18 protein-coding genes are annotated in these 20,094 nt (G+C 43.1%); 14 read left to right on the top strand and 4 right to left on the bottom strand.

Features of this window, described 5'->3' with window-relative positions; translation table 11 throughout:
* The first annotated feature begins 24 nt into the window (after positions 1-24).
* The 4 genes from BLS28_RS12835 (at position 25) to BLS28_RS12820 (ending at position 4,380) form a co-directional block, all read left to right on the top strand.
* Complete coding sequence (locus BLS28_RS12835; RefSeq protein WP_091167480.1) at positions 25-2,181, top strand: DUF2231 domain-containing protein; 2,157 nt, start codon at positions 25-27, stop codon at positions 2,179-2,181.
* 480 nt (positions 2,182-2,661) lie between these two features.
* A complete protein-coding gene (locus tag BLS28_RS12830) occupies positions 2,662-3,669 on the top strand; it encodes an NAD(P)H-dependent glycerol-3-phosphate dehydrogenase (protein ID WP_091167477.1) in 1,008 nt (335 codons plus the stop codon).
* A 31-nt stretch (positions 3,670-3,700) separates the two neighbouring features.
* Positions 3,701-4,012, top strand: coding sequence for a hypothetical protein (locus BLS28_RS12825; protein ID WP_091167474.1), 312 nt, complete (start codon positions 3,701-3,703; stop codon positions 4,010-4,012).
* Positions 4,013-4,059: 47 nt separating this feature from the next.
* The gene (locus tag BLS28_RS12820; RefSeq protein ID WP_090530718.1) at positions 4,060-4,380 is read left to right on the top strand and encodes a hypothetical protein; all 321 of its coding nucleotides are present in this window, start codon (positions 4,060-4,062) and stop codon (positions 4,378-4,380) included.
* Between the two features lie 236 nt (positions 4,381-4,616).
* Here BLS28_RS12820 and BLS28_RS12815 read toward each other — a convergent pair whose 3' ends face one another.
* Together BLS28_RS12815 and BLS28_RS12810 are read right to left on the bottom strand one after the other, a co-directional pair.
* Positions 4,617-6,479 (bottom strand): DEAD/DEAH box helicase, encoded by a 1,863-nt coding sequence (locus BLS28_RS12815; RefSeq protein WP_090531349.1) that lies wholly within the window; start codon positions 6,477-6,479, stop codon positions 4,617-4,619.
* A 372-nt stretch (positions 6,480-6,851) separates the two neighbouring features.
* The gene (locus BLS28_RS12810; RefSeq protein ID WP_091167471.1) at positions 6,852-7,319 is read right to left on the bottom strand and encodes a DUF4293 domain-containing protein; all 468 of its coding nucleotides are present in this window, start codon (positions 7,317-7,319) and stop codon (positions 6,852-6,854) included.
* Between the two features lie 130 nt (positions 7,320-7,449).
* Here BLS28_RS12810 and BLS28_RS12805 point away from each other — a divergent pair, with 130 nt between their 5' ends.
* The 3 genes from BLS28_RS12805 (at position 7,450) to BLS28_RS12795 (ending at position 10,802) form a co-directional block, all read left to right on the top strand.
* Entirely contained in the window at positions 7,450-7,971 is a 522-nt protein-coding gene (locus tag BLS28_RS12805; RefSeq protein ID WP_176844446.1) for a DUF892 family protein, read from the top strand.
* Positions 7,972-8,026: 55 nt separating this feature from the next.
* A complete protein-coding gene (gene truA / locus BLS28_RS12800; RefSeq protein WP_091167466.1) occupies positions 8,027-8,845 on the top strand; it encodes a tRNA pseudouridine(38-40) synthase TruA in 819 nt (272 codons plus the stop codon).
* Positions 8,846-9,053: 208 nt separating this feature from the next.
* Positions 9,054-10,802, top strand: coding sequence for an ABC transporter ATP-binding protein (locus tag BLS28_RS12795; protein ID WP_091167662.1), 1,749 nt, complete (start codon positions 9,054-9,056; stop codon positions 10,800-10,802).
* A 79-nt stretch (positions 10,803-10,881) separates the two neighbouring features.
* On the opposite strand, the gene BLS28_RS12790 is transcribed toward BLS28_RS12795, so the two are convergent.
* Positions 10,882-11,082 (bottom strand): hypothetical protein, encoded by a 201-nt coding sequence (locus BLS28_RS12790; RefSeq protein ID WP_091167464.1) that lies wholly within the window; start codon positions 11,080-11,082, stop codon positions 10,882-10,884.
* Between the two features lie 344 nt (positions 11,083-11,426).
* Here BLS28_RS12790 and BLS28_RS12785 point away from each other — a divergent pair, with 344 nt between their 5' ends.
* The 5 genes from BLS28_RS12785 to BLS28_RS12765 all read left to right on the top strand — a co-directional run bounded on the left by BLS28_RS12785 (position 11,427) and on the right by BLS28_RS12765 (position 15,446).
* The gene (locus BLS28_RS12785; RefSeq protein ID WP_091167461.1) at positions 11,427-12,305 is read left to right on the top strand and encodes a cell division protein FtsX; all 879 of its coding nucleotides are present in this window, start codon (positions 11,427-11,429) and stop codon (positions 12,303-12,305) included.
* An 85-nt stretch (positions 12,306-12,390) separates the two neighbouring features.
* Complete coding sequence (locus BLS28_RS12780) at positions 12,391-12,675, top strand: DUF3098 domain-containing protein (protein ID WP_090530735.1); 285 nt, start codon at positions 12,391-12,393, stop codon at positions 12,673-12,675.
* Between the two features lie 95 nt (positions 12,676-12,770).
* Positions 12,771-13,565 (top strand): undecaprenyl-diphosphate phosphatase, encoded by a 795-nt coding sequence (locus tag BLS28_RS12775; protein ID WP_091167458.1) that lies wholly within the window; start codon positions 12,771-12,773, stop codon positions 13,563-13,565.
* Positions 13,566-13,712: 147 nt separating this feature from the next.
* Positions 13,713-14,444, top strand: coding sequence for a tRNA pseudouridine(55) synthase TruB (gene truB, locus BLS28_RS12770; RefSeq protein WP_375339189.1), 732 nt, complete (start codon positions 13,713-13,715; stop codon positions 14,442-14,444).
* Positions 14,445-14,519: 75 nt separating this feature from the next.
* Positions 14,520-15,446: a bifunctional riboflavin kinase/FAD synthetase gene (locus tag BLS28_RS12765; RefSeq protein ID WP_091167451.1), complete on the top strand. Its 927-nt coding sequence runs from the start codon at positions 14,520-14,522 to the stop codon at positions 15,444-15,446.
* An 84-nt stretch (positions 15,447-15,530) separates the two neighbouring features.
* On the opposite strand, the gene BLS28_RS12760 is transcribed toward BLS28_RS12765, so the two are convergent.
* Positions 15,531-16,154, bottom strand: coding sequence for a LysE family transporter (locus BLS28_RS12760; protein WP_091167448.1), 624 nt, complete (start codon positions 16,152-16,154; stop codon positions 15,531-15,533).
* Positions 16,155-16,320: 166 nt separating this feature from the next.
* On the opposite strand from BLS28_RS12760, the gene BLS28_RS12755 reads away from it, so the two are divergent.
* Together BLS28_RS12755 and BLS28_RS12750 are read left to right on the top strand one after the other, a co-directional pair.
* Positions 16,321-17,247 carry a cobalamin-binding protein gene (locus BLS28_RS12755; RefSeq protein ID WP_091167446.1) on the top strand — a complete coding sequence of 309 codons (927 nt, stop codon included), beginning with the start codon at positions 16,321-16,323 and terminating at the stop codon, positions 17,245-17,247.
* Between the two features lie 132 nt (positions 17,248-17,379).
* Positions 17,380-19,935, top strand: coding sequence for a family 20 glycosylhydrolase (locus BLS28_RS12750; protein ID WP_091167443.1), 2,556 nt, complete (start codon positions 17,380-17,382; stop codon positions 19,933-19,935).
* The last annotated feature ends 159 nt before the right edge of the window (positions 19,936-20,094 follow it).

Genomic DNA, 20,094 nt, shown 5'->3' with positions numbered 1-20,094 from the left:
TAATACACATACAGCCCGGCGTATATGAAAAGCAGCCACAAAGGTTTTGCGGAAGGGACATTATTTGCCCTTAATATTTTTATTGGAGTGCTGCTTATAGCCGGCGATAGCCTGGTTGTGCCCCGCTGGCTGCAACCCGTTGGCCGCATGCACCCGCTTATCCTGCATTTTCCCATCGTGATACTGATGCTGGCCATGGTGATGGAGTTTTTCCGTTACCGGGCCGAGTTTATTAACGAAAAACTGTATCAAACTTTTACAAGTTACCTGCTGCTGCTGGGTGCATTACTGTCATCAATAACGGTGATCATGGGCTTGTTCCTTTCAAGGGAGCCGGGCTATGAAGGCGATACTTTACAATGGCATAAATGGTTTGGCGTAAGCGTGGCCTTTGCCGGGTATGGAGTGTACCTTATCCGCCATACCTCAAAATATACTGTAAGGTTCGCTAAAGCCGGAGCTATAATAACCGTTTTCTGTTTAATTGTTGCCGGGCACCTTGGCGGCAACCTTACCCATGGCAATGATTTTGTTTTGGGCCCGGTAATGGATAAGAGCAAAAACGTGGTACCGATAGACCAGGCCCTGGTTTATAACGATGTGATCCGCCCCATATTTGAGGTTAAATGCCAAAGCTGCCATAATATCGATAAAAAGAAAGGCGGCCTGATGCTTACTGATTCGGCAGCAATCATGAAAGGCGGCAAAACCGGCAAACTATTCATAGCCGGCGATCCAACCATGAGCCTGCTGCTGCAACGTGTGCACCTGCCCGAAACCGAAAAGAAACACATGCCGCCTACCGGCAAAACGCAGCTTACCGATGATGAAAAAATGCTGCTTTACCTGTGGGTAAAAAGCAAAGCACGCTTCGGCAAAAAAGTGATCGAACTGCCAGCTAACGATTCATTACGGATGATAGCCGCCACCCGTTTAAAGCCCGCCGAAAGCGAAGAAGAGGTTTATGACTTTTCGGCAGCCAATGAAAAAGAAATTCAAAAGCTGAACAACAACTACCGGGTGGTTTATCCGCTGGCCAGCGAGTCGCCGGCGCTGGCGGTTAATATTTACAATAAAAGCACCTATAATGTAAAAGTGCTGGATGAGTTAAGTTCTATAAAAAAACAGGTAGTATCGCTCGATCTGAACAAGATGCCCGTAAAGGATGCCGACCTGAAAACGATTGCCAAATTTGAAAACCTTCGCAGGCTAAACCTTAACTTCAGTGATGTTACGGGCAAAGGCTTAAAGGAATTAGCAGGTTTAAAATATCTCAAGAGTATTTCATTAACGGGTGTTAAACTTAATATAGCCGATGTAAAACAACTCATCGCTATAAAAAGCCTCAATGAACTCGCTGTATGGGATAGCGGCCTAAATCCGGCCGACCTGCAACTGCTTCAAAAACAAAACCCCAAACTGAGCCTGTTAACCGGCTTTAAGGATGATGGTAAGGCGCTTAAGCTCACCAGTCCGCAGTTAAAAAATACGGCAGTTATATTTAAGCAGAATTATGCTTTGCAACTTAGCAACCCTATAAAAGGTGCGGATATCCGGTACACTACTGATGGTTCGGTGCCTGATAGTATCAAGGCTGCATCTTACAAACCAGGCATTGTATTTACCCAAAGTACCGTGATCAGGACAAGGGCATTTAAAGCCGGATGGATTGGCAGCGATACCGTACAATTCAATGTTTATAAATGTGCCTATACACCCGATAGCATTAGCTTTGTCAAATATCCCGACGACAAATACAAGGGCGATGGCGCTAAAACAATTATCGATAAAGAATTAGGCGGCGATAATTTTGGCAACGGAAAATGGGTTGCATCGCAAAAGGATCTGGCGGTGATCATGTGGTTTAATAAACCGATTGATCTGCATTCGGTTAGTCTCAATGTAATGCGTAATACAGGTTCCCAGATCTTTTTACCCGCCGGGGTTGAGGTTTGGGGAGGCACCGATCAAAACCATCTCAGGCTATTAAGCACACTTAAAACAGGGGTACCAAAAAAGTCTGATCCGTTTATTTTGACCCCATTGGAATGTAAGTTAAAATCCGAACAAAAGATATCCTGCATCAAACTGGTTGCCCAATCGCTTAAAAGCGTGCCGGAATGGCATCCGGCCAAAGGCAAACCGGGCTGGGTATTTTTGGATGAGGTGTTTTTGAATTGATGCTTAATAAATAATAGCATCTTGCGCTCCCCTGCTATTCTTTAACCTACCATCCCGACAACAAAATAAACCCGGGAGCGTGCAAACTATCTTAAACTCTTTATCTTAGAAACTGTTTACTTTTGACAAATATCGTTTACAGGTAGATAAAACTTCATTGCCGTTGGTTTTAACCAACGGAATAAAGCATTCACAACAAGAGGGCTTCAGCCCAAATCCGCTTGCATAATTAGGCTAAAGCCAGGAGTTTTCGGCTCTTAATCCGTTGGTTAAAACCAACGGCAATTAATATTCTTCATTCTTAAACAGCTTCTTAGAAAAGAAAAACGGAAGCATCGGCCCGGAGCCAGGTTATTGTCTTGCAAAAAGACTCAAAAAAGTAGTTAAGCCCACTTTTTCTCTCATTCGCCAATCTGCATAATATTTCATTAATTTGCTTAGCCAATTAAAACCAGGCAGCGATATTTCTATTATTTATTGATGGATAAAAAATTAAACAAGATCACAGTTGTTGGCGGGGGGAGCTGGGCTACGGCTAATATCAAAATGCTTATCGACAACACCACCCCAAAAGAAATTTTTTGGTGGATGCGTAATGCCGAAGCTGTGGAACATCTGCAAAAGTTTGCGCGTAACCCGCATTACCTGAGTTCGGTGGAGATCAAACTTCCCGAACAAAATATATCTACCGATCTGAAACCACTCATAGCGGCTGCTGACATTGTGTTGCTTAATGTGCCTGCTGCTTTTTTGAAAGACGCACTAAAAGACATTACTACTGCCGATCTGAAAGGTAAAAAAATAGTATCGGCTATAAAAGGTATTGTACCCGATGAAAACCTGATAATTGCCGAATTCCTCCATCAAAAATACGATATATCGTTTGATGATTTTATGGTGATCAGCGGGCCGTGCCATGCCGAGGAAGTGGCGCTCGAAAAATTATCATATTTAACTATAGCTTCCGGAGATACAAAACTTGCCTCGCAGTTTGCGGGAATGATCAATACCCGGTATATCAAAACAAACATTTCTGATGATATCTATGGTACAGAATATGGGGCTGTTTTGAAGAATGTATACGCAATTGCCAGTGGTATTTGCCATGGTGTGGGCTATGGAGATAATTTCCAGGCGGTGCTGATATCAAACGCCATTCGCGAATTAGAGCGTTTTGTCGCCGCTGTACATCCTATCGACAGGGATATTAAAGAATCGGCTTACCTGGGCGATTTGCTTGTCACTGCTTATTCGCAATTCAGCCGTAACCGCACCTTTGGTAACATGATAGGCAAGGGATATACAGTAACATCGGCCCAACTGGAAATGAACATGATTGCCGAGGGGTACTATGCAGTAAATTGCCTACACGAGGTTAATAAGCAATACGGCGTGAGCATCCCTATTTGCGAAGCTGTTTATGCTATTTTATATCAAAAACGCTCACCTGTAGTAGAAATGAGAAATTTGGCCGAGAAATTGAGTTGATTTTTATTAAAGGAACTTAATTACTGTCAATATGAAAAATCTGTTTAAAATAGCCCTGTTTGCTGCTGGTACACTTATGGTTAGCCCGGGCTTTGCCCAAACACATAAGGATTCAACCCTCGGTGGTAAGATCAGCAAAACCACAAAAAAAATAGGCCATAAAACATCCGAAATTGCGGCTAAAGGCGCAGCTACGGTAGCTGATAAGAAATATGCCGGCAAGGCTGGCCCTAATGGCGAAACCATTTACATTGATAAATATTCGCATTATTTTTATGTGAATAAAAAAGGTCACCGGGTTTATCTGAAAAAATCTGAATTGATAGATAAACCTACCCAATAATTAAATTCAACAAAGGCGTAAGCCGTTCTAAAAAATCCTGATCCGTCATGAAAAAGTTTGCTCCCATATTTGCTGCAGTTGCAGGCATGTTATTGATATACGCTTGTTCTCAGCCTCCGGCCGCCAATAAAAAGCTGGAAGGTAACTGGAAATCAAAAGATGGTGCTACCAAGCTTTCGATAACGGATAAAGATTTTATTATGGACGACGGGCAGGCCAGCAAAGAGGATTATTTTGTAAAAAATGATACCATTTATACCTCATACCAGGGGAGCAGGCCTTATACCAAGTTTTTTATTAAGGAACTTACCGACAGTAAGCTAACGCTTTGTTATCCTGATTCGGACATTGTTGAATTTAGCCGTTAATGTAGGCTGAAAGCTGAATGCTCAAAGCCGAAAGCTCATACAGTTTATGGATGGGTTGAAGGTTGCTTATGACCAGAAAAGGCGGGCTTATATATAAAACAAAAGCCTTTGTTCCCGTATGCAGCGGTAAAAAGGCTTTGTTAACAAAACTAAACTAAAACTAATGCTTCTTACTAAAGGAAGCTCATGAAAACCACCACATGCTTTGCACATGGTGGTTTTTTTATGATGGATAATTAAAATCTCCTTCTGCGCTCAGGGCGATCTTCACGGGGTTTGCCTGAAAAGTCGCGGAAACCACCGCCATTGCTGTGCTCGCGCCTTTCGTTGCCACGGTAACCACCGCCTTCACGACGCTCGCCGCCACGGTAACCACCTTCACGGCGATCTCCGCCACGGTATCCGCCTTCACGACGATCACCACCGCGGTATCCGCCTTCACGGCGTTCGCCGCCGCTACGGTTATCGCTGGTGCCCTCGCCAGAGATCTCGATCCTTACGGGGCGACCTTTATATTCGGCTTCTTTAAAGCTGGCCATCACTTTATCAACATCTTCGTTTTGTACTTCAAAGAAAGAGTACACACCTTTAACATCGATTTTACCTACGGTACGGCCGCTTATTTTGGTAGTGTTACAGATGTAACCTAACAAATCGCCGCGGTTAAATTCATCAACCGAACCTAAATTTATAAATAAACGGGTAAAGTTGCCACGTACACCATTGCCGCGTTCGCCGCGATCTTCAAACCTGTTACGGCCTTCTTCAACGCTGGCATTCAGGTCAGGAGCGTTTTTATAATAATCAAGGAAACGGTTAAACTCAATTGAAGCAAATCGTTTGATGAAATCTTCCTTGGTGAAATCTTTAAACTCGTCATAAATACGCGGCAGGTATTGCTCAATCTGCTCTTCGTTTACAGTTACGTTATGTACCTTGTGAACGATAGAGAATAATTGTTTTTCGCAAACATCAAAACCTGTAGGGATCTCAGCTTTCACGAATTTTTTACCAATAACACGCTCAATCTGGCGAATTTTGCCTAATTCTTTGGCGTTAACGATAGAGATTGATACACCGGTTTTACCTGCACGGGCTGTACGGCCGCTACGGTGAGTATAGTTTTCAATCTCGTCGGGTAATGAATAGTTAATAACGTGAGTTACGTCGTTAACGTCGATACCACGTGCGGCAACGTCGGTTGCAATTAATAATTGCAGGCTGCGCTCACGGTAGCGTTTCATCACTTTATCGCGTTGTTGCTGTGAAAGGTCACCGTGCAATGAATCGGCATTGTAGCCGTCTTTGATCAGCGATTCAGCAATTTCCTGGGTTTCAATTTTGGTACGGCAAAATACGATACCAAAAATATCAGGATTAAAGTCAACAATACGTTTAAACGCGGCATACTTGTCACGTGCACGTACTATATAGTACTCATGCTCGATATTGGCATTGCCGGTGTTTTTTGCGCCCATGGTAAGCTCGAAAGGATCGGTCATGTATTTTTTCGCGATCCGCCTAACTTCGGCAGGCATGGTGGCCGAGAATAGCCAGGTTTTTTTCTCTTCGGGTGTGGTAGATAAGATACTATCAATGTCTTCCTGAAAGCCCATATTGAGCATTTCATCAGCCTCATCCAATACTACATACTTCACAGCCGAAAAATCAATAGCCTTACGGTTAATGATATCAAGCATACGCCCTGGTGTAGCAACTACGATCTGTACGCCGCGTTTGATCTGGCGTAGCTGATCCATAATGCTTGCTCCGCCATAAACAGCAACAACGTGTACGTTGCTCATTTTTTTGGAGTAGTTCTTAATGTCGTTCGCGATTTGTAAACAAAGTTCGCGTGTTGGGCATAAAACAAGTGCCTGTGGATGATTTTCTTCGAAATCAAGCAGTTCCAACAATGGTAGGCCAAAGGCAGCAGTTTTTCCGGTCCCGGTTTGGGCTAATCCGACAAAATCGTTGCTGCCTGTTAACAATACCGGGATTGACTGCTCCTGGATTGGTGTAGGATTCTCAAATCCTAACTCAGAGATGGCATTAACAATATCATGACGGATTCCCAGTTCAATAAATGGGTTGTTCATGAATTTAAATAACGAATCTGGCAACATCGCCAAATCGGGCGCAAAGATAGTGTTAATGTTTTATAATTCCAATAGGCTGGTTGAGATAAAATGAAGTTTGGTAGTATTATTGAGAATAAGCAACTAATTAACTGAAAAAAAACCAGTTAATTAATAATTTCATAACAAGGATTACCTTTTTCTCCGGTTTTTAAAGCCCGATTTTCAGATAACAAGGGGTCTTAGTAAGCATGAAAATCATAAATCTATTACCTGGTTTTTACAAAGGGATTGCAAACAATGAACTTAGGTTAGTCATAGTTTTAACTATAGAAAAGGAAACCAGACTTATAACTGCCGACTTAGTACTGTCGACTTAACACTAACACGGGTTTACCTCAACCTGTCGGCCGATTTCACCAGCTTCTCATCTTTTTTTATGCTCTTTTGTGCAAAGATGATCAGTATGATGCTTAGTGAAGTAAGGAACAGGCCAATGCCCATCGTGCGTGTATCAAGGGTAATGCTGCCTGCTGCACCTTTAACAGTTTGTGCCATCCAGAAACTGTAGCCAATAAGTACAAGTATAGCGCTATAGCAGAAGGCTATTTGCTGTTTTCTGTTTTTATATAGAAAAATGATGACCAGCGGAATAAGGGCAACAATAGCTGTTATAGCGGTTAGTGCCACAAATGTTTGGGTATGCTGCTGTACGCCGTTCACATCCTGGTAAATACCGGTAACCATGATGCTTGAGGGTTTATCATTAATATAGACGTTGTGGGCAAGCGGAAAAAAGAAAAGGGCAAACAGCACAAGGCTGGCGAACAAAAGGTAAATGCTTTGGATGCGTTGCAGCATGATATTAAAAAATTATAAAGGCAAATATAAATGTTTTGCTTATTGGAGAAGCACTAATTTAATAAGGATATTGCTTGCTTTGAATGATAATTATTTAATGTATATTTATTTGTATTTAAACAGTTGTCAAATGCCCCCTATTAGTGAACAAACCCCCGAAGATGTTAAATTTGAGAATGTCCATCTAAAAAGGATTTTCCTTGAGCACCTGAACAGCATTTATTTTGGCAAAAAACATCTGATTGATTTTTTTGAGGAGATAAAAGAGCTTGCATCCTTAGCTTATTTAAAGGAGGCCGTACAGGAATGTTATGAAGCTACCCAAAAGCAGCTTGCCCAGCTCGATTCTATTTACAGCGCCATTAATGAAACGCCATCAAAAACGACGGTACTTGGCATAAAAGCCATGACGCTTGAAGCTTATTTATCGGCAATTAAAACCGGGAAAACTGCCATGGAGCGTGATGTGTTCATTGTATTTTATGTGCAGATCATCGAAGGCATTGAAATAACCTATTTTGATGTTTTGCGTAACCTGGCAAAAGCCATTGGATATAGCAACACCTTTATCAATAAGCCTTTTAATCTGGCGGTTAAAAATAAACTGGTGTTTGAGGCAATCTATAAGGCCTATATAACCGAACCTGCATAATACTATGACCAAATTATGAACCCGGCATAGGCGGCAGATTATTAACTTTGCCGTCGTGAGCACAAATCAGCGTTATTTTATTGAACTGGCCTACAATGGCACTGCCTATCATGGCTGGCAGGTACAGCAAAATGCCGTAACTGTACAGGAACTGCTGAACAAGGCACTAAGCACAATTTTACGACACCCGATAGAAACTACCGGCTGCGGCCGTACAGATACAGGCGTGCACGCTAAAGAATTCTTTGCGCATTTCGATATTGAAGGCCATGGTCCATGGTCCATGGTCGATAGTAAATCCTCAAGCTATGGTCTATCGACTATTGACTATGGACATAAAGTGAGGGGCCTCAACGCTCTGCTCCCTCCTGATATCGCCATAAAAAACATTGTCCCGGTACATGCCGATGCGCATGCCCGTTTTGATGCCACATCGCGCTCATATCAATACCATATTCACTTTAATAAAGACCCTTTTTTGCAGGGATATTCATGGCAGCTGCGCGATGTGCCCAATATCGATCTGATGAACCAAGCCGCGGCTATTATGATGGAGTATATTGATTTTAGCTGTTTCAGCAAATCAAACACCCAGGTTAAAACCAATAACTGTAAAATAACCCGCGCCGAGTGGGTGAAAACAGAAAACGGCATTGTCTTCCATATAACTGCCGACAGGTTTTTGCGTAACATGGTACGGGCCATTGTGGGTACCTTGATGATGATTGGCCGGGAAGAAATGCAACCGGAAGGTATCCGTGAAATTATTGAAAGTAAAAACCGCTCCAATGCCGGCACCAGCGTACCGGCCTGCGGGTTGTATTTGACGGAAGTTAAATATCCTTACCAACTGGTCGCTCCATTAGCCCCCTAACCCCCTAAAGGGGGAACAATGGTGGATAATGTGGATGAGATTTGACGATAGATAATTATACTTTAACTTTGATATAGTGGCTAAAGAAGAAAAAGATAATAAACAGGAAACTCCCTCCTCAGCAAATGAGGGAGCAACCAAGCAAGCAGCCCCCCCTTCTGGGGGCGTAACCGGAAAGGCCCTTGACTGGAAGCTGCTCGGCCGGGTAATGCATTACGTTAAGCCGTATAATAAAACCTTTGTTATAGCTACTTTCCTAACCATTTTTATAGCAGCCAATGCTTTGCTGCAGCCAATCCTGATCCAACGTACATTGGATGTTAATATTTTGAACGATGATTATAATGGGTTGGTTTTTATGGTTGAGCTCATGATAGCACAGCTTCTCATTCAAACTATTGCGCAGTACTACCAAACTTATTTAACCAATGCGTTGGGCCAATATGTGATCCGCGATTTGAGGATCGATATTTTTAACCACATTACCAGTTTAAGATTAAAATACTTCGACCGTACGCCTATCGGTATGCTTATTACCCGTACGGTGTCCGACCTGGAAACTATTGCCGATATTTTTTCGGAAGGGTTGATCTCTATCATGGGCGATATGCTGCTGGTGGTTGCTGTGATAGGCTATATGCTTTGGCAGGACTGGAAACTGGCCCTGATTACGCTCATTCCGATGCCCTTCCTGTTTGCTTCAACCTATGTGTTTAAAGAGGCTATTAAGTCCTCATTCCAGGAGGTGCGTACGCAGGTGGCGCGGCTCAATACTTTCTTGGCCGAGCATATCTCGGGGATTAGTGTGATCCAGATCTTTGCCCGTGAAGACCAGGAGATGCGTAAATTTAAAGCCGTGAACGAGAAGTACCGCGATGCCAATATCCGCTCAAACTGGTATTATTCGATATTCTTTCCTGTAGTGGAAATCCTGTTTGCCATTTGCATGGGCCTGTTGGTTTGGTATGGTTGTAAACGAATGCTGTCAGATAGTCAAATGCTAACTATCTCTGCATCAGGTAAGGGTATTACTCCGGGATTGATCACCAGCTTTATAGTATTGCTGAATATGTTATTCAGGCCTATCCGCCAGCTGGCCGATAAATTTAATACCCTGCAAATGGGTATGGTAGGTGCCGACAGGATTTTTAAAGTATTGGATACCGACGAGGTGGCCGAAAATAAAGGCACACTTACAACAGGCAGGCTGCAGGGCGATATTAGCTTTGATAAAGTATGGTTTGCCTATAATGATGAAAACTGGGTGCTGAAAAACATCAGCTTCCACATTAAACCCGGCGAAACCCTGGCTTTGGTAGGGGCAACCGGCGCAGGCAAATCATCAACCATTAATATCCTGAACCGTTTTTATGAAATTGGTAAAGGTTGTGTAAGGGTTGATGGACATGATATCCATGATTATGATGTAAACTACCTGCGTTCGCAGATAGCAACTGTGATACAGGATGTGTTTTTATTTAGTGATACCATTGCCAATAATGTCAGCCTCAATAATCCTACTATAACCCGCGATCAGATCATAGCTGCAGCCAAAGATGTTGGCGCGCATGATTTTATCGAACGCTTGCCCGGTGGCTACGATTATAATGTGATGGAACGCGGCTCAACACTTTCGGCCGGGCAATCGCAACTAATCTCGTTTATCAGGGCACTGGTTTATAATCCCGCAATCCTGGTTTTGGACGAAGCCACGTCATCTGTTGATACAGAAACCGAGATCCTGATCCAGAATGCCATCAATAAATTAATGGAAGGCCGCACGGCTATAGTGATAGCCCACAGGCTTTCCACCATTCAAAACGCCGACAGGATCATCGTACTTGACCATGGCGAGATTATGGAAATGGGTACCCACCAGGAGTTGCTTAAAATTGAAAACGGCCACTACCGGAAATTGTACGACCTTCAGTTTAACTCGGCGGGGATTGCGAGATAACCCCACCCAACCCTCCCCAGCAGGGAGGGCTTAAAGATCTTAATTAAGTCTCCCCTTCCGGGGGAGATTTAGAGGGGGCTTATTTCGGTACACTCTTCACCGAATGAACCGGTTGTTCTTCTTTCTCATGCTTTTTGGCAATATCGCCTCCATGCGGATTATCGGCGTGATATTGTTTATCTTCTTTACGCACCTTGCTTTTATGCCCGTTGTCATTTGGCCTGTGGGTCGGGGTATCTGATGGCGAGGGTTTATCTTTTTCGTTTGCTGGCTTTGTCATGTATTGATAACAATAGCGGTAGCGCTTTGTTTAACTCCAGGTTTAGATCAGAATTGATGTTTAATTTGTCTGAACCGGGATTTGGGGGGATTTTTCTGTTTTTTCGGATGTTTGTTTGATCGGAATTTGTCGAAATCTGCGTAATCCGAAAAATCCCCCCAAATACCGGTTCTGCTGTTAATAAATGTTAAATCTGTTAAGCTAAAGCGTTATTAAACATATTTATAAGCAATAAACTTTTACCTTTAGGGAGGGTTTCTTATTTTCGCAGAAATATGATGTTAACTTGAGGGGGATAGTGATCTCAAATCTCACGTCTAATATCTAACATCTAACAAAAGTAAATGGAAGAATTTGAAGCAAGCGCATCCTCTAAAAAGACAAAAACCATCTACATTTCAACTGTATTTGGTATTGCCATGGTGCTGTTAATGGTAGGGCTGCTGGGTTTAATACTGGTATACGCTAAAAATATTTCGAGCTATGTTAAAGAAAACATCGTGCTTAATATTTTTGTTGATGATGCCGCCCACGAAAGCGATGTATTGCAACTTCAAAAACAGTTGGATGGCAACGTAATGGTAAAACAAACCCAATACGTAAGTAAAGAGCTTGCCGCCCGCAACCTGCAAAAAGATCTTGGCGAAGACTTTGTAAAGTTTTTAGGTTATAACCCGCTATCGCAGTCAGTTGATGTTTACCTGAAAGCGGATTATGCCAACAACAAGGATATCGAAAAGTTTAAAGCCGAGTTGCTGAAAAACCCCTTAATAAAAGAGGTTAAATATCAGCAGTCACTGGTTGACCAGATGAACCAGAACGTAACGACCATCAGTTTAATCATCCTTACCTTCGCCGGAATCTTTGTAGTGCTTTCGGTAGCGTTGATTAATAATACCATCAGGCTGGCGATTTATTCGCAGCGTTTCCTGATCAAGTCAATGCAACTGGTTGGGGCTACAAAAGGGTTTATCCGCAAGCCTTTTTTACTGTACGGGATCTGGCATGGCTTATTAGGCGGCCTGATTGCTATTATCCTGCTGATAGGTACTTTATATGTTGCTTATGACAACGTACCCGACCTTGTATTTTTGCAAAACTACACCGAGTTTGGCATCGTGTTTTTAGTTGTAGTTGGGCTGGGTATTTTTATATCAGGCTTCAGTACCTTTTTAGCAGTTAACAAGTTTTTACGTTTAAAAATATACGATCTGTACAGATAGAGGTTAAAGGTTAAAGCTGAAATGCTTGATCTGAACTTTCAATCACTAATTCACTAAATCAATAATTCACTCATTAAAAAGATATATGGCACAAAAATTTAAACCAGCGGCTCCTGTAAAAACAACTGCTGCAACATCGCCGGCAGCTACCGGTGCCGCAAAAGCTACTGCGCCGGTACAATTTATATTTGATAAAAGCAATTACCGTATGCTAATTATCAGCGTGGCGGTTGTTGCCTTCGGTTTTGTGCTGATGTCGGGCACAACTGACATTTACAGCACTACCAAAATAGTTATCGCCCCAATAGTAGTTTTGGGCGGTTTTGCTTTGGGTTTCTTCGCTATCCTTAAAAAGCCTTCGGCTAATTAATACAGTAACCATGCTGAATTTTACAGTAGATATGTTTTAGTGAAAGATATCTACTGTAATAACGTATATCTCTACCTCAACCCCTTAAAACCCCAATGAATTTAATCCATGTTATTATCCTTGCAATTATTGAAGGGATAACTGAATTTTTGCCCGTATCATCAACCGGGCACATGATCATTGCTTCATCAGTAATGGGCATAGCAGCCGATCCTTTTGTAAAGCTTTTTACTATTGCCATACAACTGGGTGCCATCTTATCGGTAGTGTTCCTGTACTGGAGAAGGTTCCTCCAATCGGTTAATTTTTATTTAAAACTGTTTATCGCTTTTATACCTGCAGCGGTATTTGGCGTATTGTTTAGCAAAAAGATAGATGCTTTATTGGAGAGCGCGCTTACCGTTGGTATTACCCTTTTTGTTGGCGGTATTATTTTATTGTTTGTTGATAAATGGTTCAACAAGCCTATGATTAAAGAAGAAAAAGAAATCAGCAATTTAACTGCATTTAAAATAGGTTTTTTTCAGTGTTTAGCCATGATCCCCGGTACATCGCGTTCGGCTGCTACTATTGTTGGTGGCATGGCGCAAAAGCTAAACCGAACTGCAGCTGCCGAGTTTTCATTCTTTTTGGCGGTGCCCACTATGTTTGCCGCGACTGCAAAAAAACTATACGACTTCCATAAAGAAGGGCACGTATTTACCGGCGAAGAAATTAAATTACTGGCCATAGGTAATATCATTGCTTTTATTGTTGCCATGCTGGCTATTAAAACATTCATTACTTTTCTTGAGCGCCGTGGTTTCCAGATTTTCGGCTGGTACCGTATTGTGATTGGAGCTGTTATCATAGGATTAATTTTGAGCGGGCACCAATTACAAACGATTTAAGCATTTAAGTATATCACATTAATTTTGCCGCGCCGGATCATTCTCATATCAAAAGAGATTGATCCGGCGTAGTAATTTATAGCTTGTCCGGCAATAGGGCCGAAAATCGTACCTTTGCGAAAAATCGGATAAATTGATCCGGTGTAAATAAAAGATTTGAAGAACACGTACACCAAAATAGAGGAATTTGCCGAGGGTCAGCTACTGCTGGTTAATAAACCGTACCAATGGACAAGCTTTGATGTGGTTGGCAAACTCCGCAATTCATTTAAGCCGCTTAAACTAAAGGTTGGCCATGCAGGCACGCTTGATCCGCTGGCTACAGGCCTGTTAATCATTTGCACCGGTAAAATGACCAAGCAGATTGATACTTTCCAGGCCGAAGAAAAGGAATATACCGGGACCATGGTATTGGGTGCTACTACCCCCTCGTACGATATGGAAACGGAGCCAGACAAAAGTTTCGACATCAGCCAACTCACCGAAGAAATGCTGCGTAACAACTGCAGACAGTTCATTGGCGATATCCAGCAATATCCGCCGGCGCACTCGGCCATAAAAGTTGATGGCGAGCGTTTATATGAAAAAGCACGCCGGGGCGAGGATGTGGAACTGAAGCTCCGTAACGTCACTATAACTAAGTTTGAACTAACCCGCATTGAGCTGCCCGAGGTTGATTTCAGGGTGGTGTGCAGTAAGGGCACTTACATCCGTTCGCTGGTGAATGATTTTGGCGCGGCTTTAGGCAACGGGGCTTATCTTTCAAAACTACGACGTACACGCAGCGGTAACTTCAGAATTGAGGATGCCTGGGAAGTGATGGAACTGGTAAATACTGTGAGGGAATTAAAAGTATCAGATGTACATACAGCGCGGTAAAGGAAATTTACAAAGCTCAAACACTCCGGTTTTTAATCCCATCAACTAAAAATTAACTTTGTGTTTTACTCATAAATGAGGGTTTACAATAATATCGACGAATTTACAGCGGTAAACAATGCAGTAGTCACCATCGGTACATTTGATGGGGTACACTTAGGGCACCGTAAAATTATCTCAGGCATTAAGGAGCTGGCTGAAAGCACAGGAGGCGAAACGGTAATCCTTACTTTTTTTCCGCACCCGCGTATGATCCTGCACCCGGAAGATGAAAGCCTGAAACTGATAACCACCATTGCCGAAAAGGCCGACCTAATGGAACGTATCGGGGTTGACCATCTCATTATAACCCCTTTTTCAAGAGATTTCTCCAATCAATCCGCCGAAAGCTATATCCGTGATGTGCTGGTTAACAAAATTGGTACAAAAAAAATAGTAATAGGCTATGACCATCGCTTCGGGAAAGACAGGCAGGGCGGCTTTGAAGACCTGCAGCGCCTTGGCCCTGTGTATGGTTTTGATGTGGTAGAAATTCCCGAACAGGACATCAACGAGGTGGCCATCAGCTCAACCCGTATCCGCAACGCCCTGTTAAGCGGCGATATTCATTTGGCTAATGCCTTTTTAGGCTATCCTTTCTTTATTACCGGAAAGGTTGTCCGCGGCGATCAGATCGGCCGTCAGCTTGGTTATCCGACAGCCAATATCGTGGTTGAAGAAAAATATAAGCTTATTCCATGCGATGGTATTTTTGCGGTAACAGTAATTATAGCTGATCAGAAATATAAAGGGATGGCCTACATCGGCAGTCGCCCAACGGTCAATGGCCTTAGCCGCAATATCGAAGTAAACATCTTTGACTTTAACGAAGAGATCTATAATCAGACTATCCGTATGGAATTTCACCACTACATCCGGAGCGATGTTAAGTTTTCATCGCTCGACGAGTTGAAAGTTCAGCTGGCCCAGGATAAGGTTGATGTGTTGAAAGTCATGAATTGAACCATGATTTGCTTGATTTAAGGATTACCTTGAATTTGGCATTAATCGTATCAGGCAATCCTTAAGTCAAGAAAATCAAGATTTTTAGTGTTTGAAAAACGACAGATAAATCTGCTTTACAACGTGATACACTGCAAATGCGAAAAATAATATAGCTATGCTGGTATTGATAAGCCTGGTGCTTAACGCAAATCTTTCCTGTATGTATTTAGCGAATTTGGCATAGATAAACAGGCATAAAAAAGCACCTGCTGCCGAACCCAGACTAAAAATAACAAGAGCTACGCGGCCATCAAGGATCCATTCATGCGTAATGAGGTATGTGCCTGTAACCATCCAGAAGGGTACCTGCATGGGGTTTAGAAAGCCTAATAAAATACCGTATTTAATACTGGCGTGTTCAGAGTAATTGGCTTTAGGTGGGGCATTGCGATGAATCCAAGTGATATAACCCATTACACCAAACAAAACCACCATGATCCAGTCGATGATGGTGCCCAGTTTCAATTGTCCCGAAAGCCAGCGGGCAGCATGCATAATAAAATAGGTAAAGAAAAATTCAACTGCCGAAAAAGCTGTAATAAAACGTACAGCCTCTTTTATGCCACGGTTTATAGTGATCTGTACTAAAGTTAGGTTTATATTGCCGGGTGGTATATAGCCTATGAAATTAGCTATAAGCCCGATGAAAAAAGTCAAAAATATCATTGCAGCAAAGATAGGTTGTTAATTGGAGTTGGCAAATTATTGTCTGAGCCACGATTTATAGGATTTGAGTATTGTCCGATGTCGGCATTAGAATCCAATAATCTGACAAATCCGTTTAATCCCGGTTCAGAATCTTCCTTACATTTGCAAACTTTAACTTGTTAACATGCCAACAAAAAAAATAGTTTCGTTACTACCGGCCGCTACCGAAATAATTTGTGCTTTAGGATTAGAGAAAAACCTGGTGGGGCGTTCGCACGAATGCGATTTTCCGGCATCTGTTAAAGAATTACCCATATGTACTGAAGCTAATTTTCCGGATGGTTTGAGCAGCGCCGATATTGATATAAAAGTGAAAGAGATCCTGGCCGATGCGCTCTCGGTTTATACCGTAAAACGGGAACAAATTAAAGCACTTTCACCTGATGTAGTGATAACACAAGCCCAGTGCGAGGTTTGCGCCGTATCGTTAAAAGATGTTGAAGAAGCGCTTGAAAACTACCTGGATAAACAGGCACAAATTATATCCCTGCAGCCTAACAGTCTCGATGATATTTTTGAGGACATTGTTACCGTTGCCAATGCACTGAACGTGCCCGCGGCCGGTGCCGAACTGCTTGAAAGCCTGCAGGAACGGGTTGACATTATTAAGCATAAACTGAAATTTATAGACAGCAAACCCACCGTTGCGTGTATTGAATGGCTGGAGCCAGTAATGATATCCGGCAACTGGGTACCAGGCCTGGTAAACATAGCCGGCGGAACGCCTGTTTTGGCACAGGACGGCAAGCACTCACCTTATATTGAGTGGGATGAGATCCTGCAGCAGGACCCGGAAATTATTGTGGTGATGCCTTGCGGCTTCAGTATTGAACGCACCATGCGTGAGATAAACCTCCTTTTGGACCGCCCGGGTTTTGCATCACTCAAAGCAGTAAAAAGCGACAGGTTTTATATTGTCGATGGCAACCAGTATTTCAATCGTCCCGGCCCAAGGATTGTCGACTCAATAGAGATCCTGGCCGAAATCATCCGCCCTAAGCAGTTCATATTTGGTTATGAAGGGGAAGGGTGGATTAAGTTTTCCCTTTAAGTCTTGAGTCACTACTGCCGCAGGTTTAGCGATAGCGTAACCTGTGGTCTGTCTCTATAAAAAACACTTATTAAAATAATTTAAAAAGTAATATATTTACCTGTCTGTTTTCTCCCAGGCACAGGATCAATTATGAACAAAATTTTTACGCTGGTGGTTATCGCCGCGGTTTTTGTATGCAGCGGTTTTAAAATTAATGATGATAAAAAACCGAACGTAACCAACCTGCACCTCACCTGGCAGGTAATGGATAATAACTATCAAAATAAAAACCAAGCCCTCACCGCACTGGTGATTACCAATAAAAGTCGTGAGGTTTTGCCTGCAGGGGGATGGAAGATCTACTTTAATTCCGGGCGCGGTTTTACCAAAACGGCCGTTAGCAATAACGCCCTGATTGAACAGGTCAACGGCGACTTATACAGCATAACCCCAACATCAGGCTTCAAAGACCTGAAACCCGGCGAAACCTCCCGCATTGAATTTGTGTGCGATGACCCTGTGGTAAACATTACCGATGCACCTGAAGGGCCATACCTTGTTTGGGATAATGCCCCTGAAAAAGGCTATTCTTTCGGCTCATATGATATTACGCCGTACAAACCAACTTACCAGGGCTTAATAACCCCCGAAATTGTTTATGACAGGAATAAAACGGTTGCCGATATTCCTGCCGATCAGTTACTGAAAGTTTTCCCTACACCGGTAAGTTATAGCCTAAGCAGCGGCAGTTTTTCGTTCACTGCAGGTGTTCAGGTTTCATCTGCCGATGCGCGGTTCAGCAAAGAAGCAGCTGTTTTACGTAATTACATTGGCGGCATCTTCGGAAAAAAGGAAACAGGAAAACCGGGTAAAGTTATTTCATTTGAATACAAAGCCGGTTTGGGCAATGAAGCTTACGAGCTAAGTGTAAAACCAACCACTGTGGTTATCCGCGCATCTGCAAATACCGGCATCTATTATGGTATTCAATCATTCAAAAGCCTGATCCCGGCGAGCGCTTTAGCTAAAACGCCATCATTGGTACAAATTCCATGCGTTGAAGTTACCGATGCCCCTCGTTTTGCGTATCGTGCCGTAATGCTTGATGTAGCCCGTAACTTTCAGTCAAAACAGCAGGTGTTGAAATTACTGGAAGCGATGAGCCTGTACAAGCTTAATGTGTTGCACCTGCATTTAACGGATGATGAGGGATGGAGAATAGAGATTCCTGCGCTGCCTGAGCTTACTGCTGTCAGCTCGAAACGCGGGCATACCCTTGATAGCAAACGCCACCTGCCACCGTCGCACGGCTCTGGCCCGGAGGTTAATAACCCTTTTGGCACCGGCTATTATACGAAAGCAGATTATATCGAGATCCTGAAATACGCCAATGACCGTCATATCACTGTAGTACCTGAAATTGAAACACCGGGGCACGCCCGCGGAGCTATTAAAGCAATGAACGCTCGCTATGACCGATTAATGGCCGAAGGCAAAAAGGCTGAAGCTGAAAAATATTTACTGTATGATCCCAATGATAAATCTGAGTATCGCTCGGTACAATACTGGAACGATAACGTGATTGATGTATCGCTCCCTTCAACCTATAACTTTGTGGAGACTGTTGTAAATGACCTCATCAGCACTTATAAAGAAGCCGAAGCGCCACTGCCCACCATCCACTTCGGTGGCGATGAGGTCCCTGCCAATGTGTGGGAAAAATCACCTGCTTATGCAGCGCTTAAGTCTACCCATCCCGAAATACAGAGCACTAATGATCTTTGGTATTATTTCTACGGAAGGATTAATGAAATCCTGAAAGCGAAAGGTATCCGCCTGTCGGGTTGGGAAGAAATGGCGCTGCGTAAAACAACCCTCGACGGTCAGCCGGCTTACGTACCAAATCCGGATTTTACAAAAGAACACCTACAGGTTGATGTTTGGAACAACGTATTAGGCGGAGGGCAGGAAGATTTGGCTTACCGTTTGGCTAATGGTGGTTACAAAGTAGTGCTAACCTGCGTTACCAACCTGTATTTTGATATGGCCAATTACAAATCATTTGATGAGCCGGGCTATTACTGGGGCGCGTTTTTAGGCATTGATAAATTCTTCTCATTTATTCCCTACGATTATTTTAAAAATGCCGACGTTGATAAGCAAGGCAACCCGATAAACAGGAATATCTTCATCGGCAAGCAACGCCTTACCGATTATGGTAAAAGCAATATAGTAGGCTTGCAAGGTGCCTTATGGGCCGAAACAGTGAAAGGCCCCGAAAGAATGGATTACATGATTTTCCCGAGGCTGCTTGGCCTGGCTGAACGTGCCTGGGCGCAAGACCCGGCATGGGCCACCGAAAAAGACCCTGTAAAAAGCAAAGAGGCATACCAGGTAGCCTGGTCAAACTTTTTGAATGTGTTGGGCAAACGAGAACTGCCACGTTTATCCTATTACAACGGTGGCTACGATTATCGTGTGCCTAAGCCAGGGATCAGCCTGCAGGATGGTAAATACTTGAGCAATGTGGAGTTCCCGGGTTTAACTATCCGGTATACAACCAATGGTAAAGATCCTGACGCTGGCAGTAAGGTTTACACTGGCCCTGTTAACTACAATGGCGGCGTTATCAAATTCCGCGCTTTTGATCCGAAAGGCAAGGGAAGCAATATAGCTGAAGGAGGTAATAACAATTTGAATCCGTAGTTTCAGTTTGCAGGTCGCAAGCTAAAAAAAGTCCGGTGTTTACTTCGTAAAACACCGGACTTTTTTTATTTACAAATGCCGCCGCTCGGCTCCTGCCGTGTGGCAACTATTCTACGGCCTCTGGCCGCCGTAAACAAGCATGGCGAACACAGGCCAGAG

The sequence above is a fragment of the Mucilaginibacter gossypii genome (assembly GCF_900100945.1).
Classification (GTDB): domain Bacteria; phylum Bacteroidota; class Bacteroidia; order Sphingobacteriales; family Sphingobacteriaceae; genus Mucilaginibacter; species Mucilaginibacter gossypii.
This window is presented reverse-complemented; position numbering and strand designations above follow the sequence as displayed.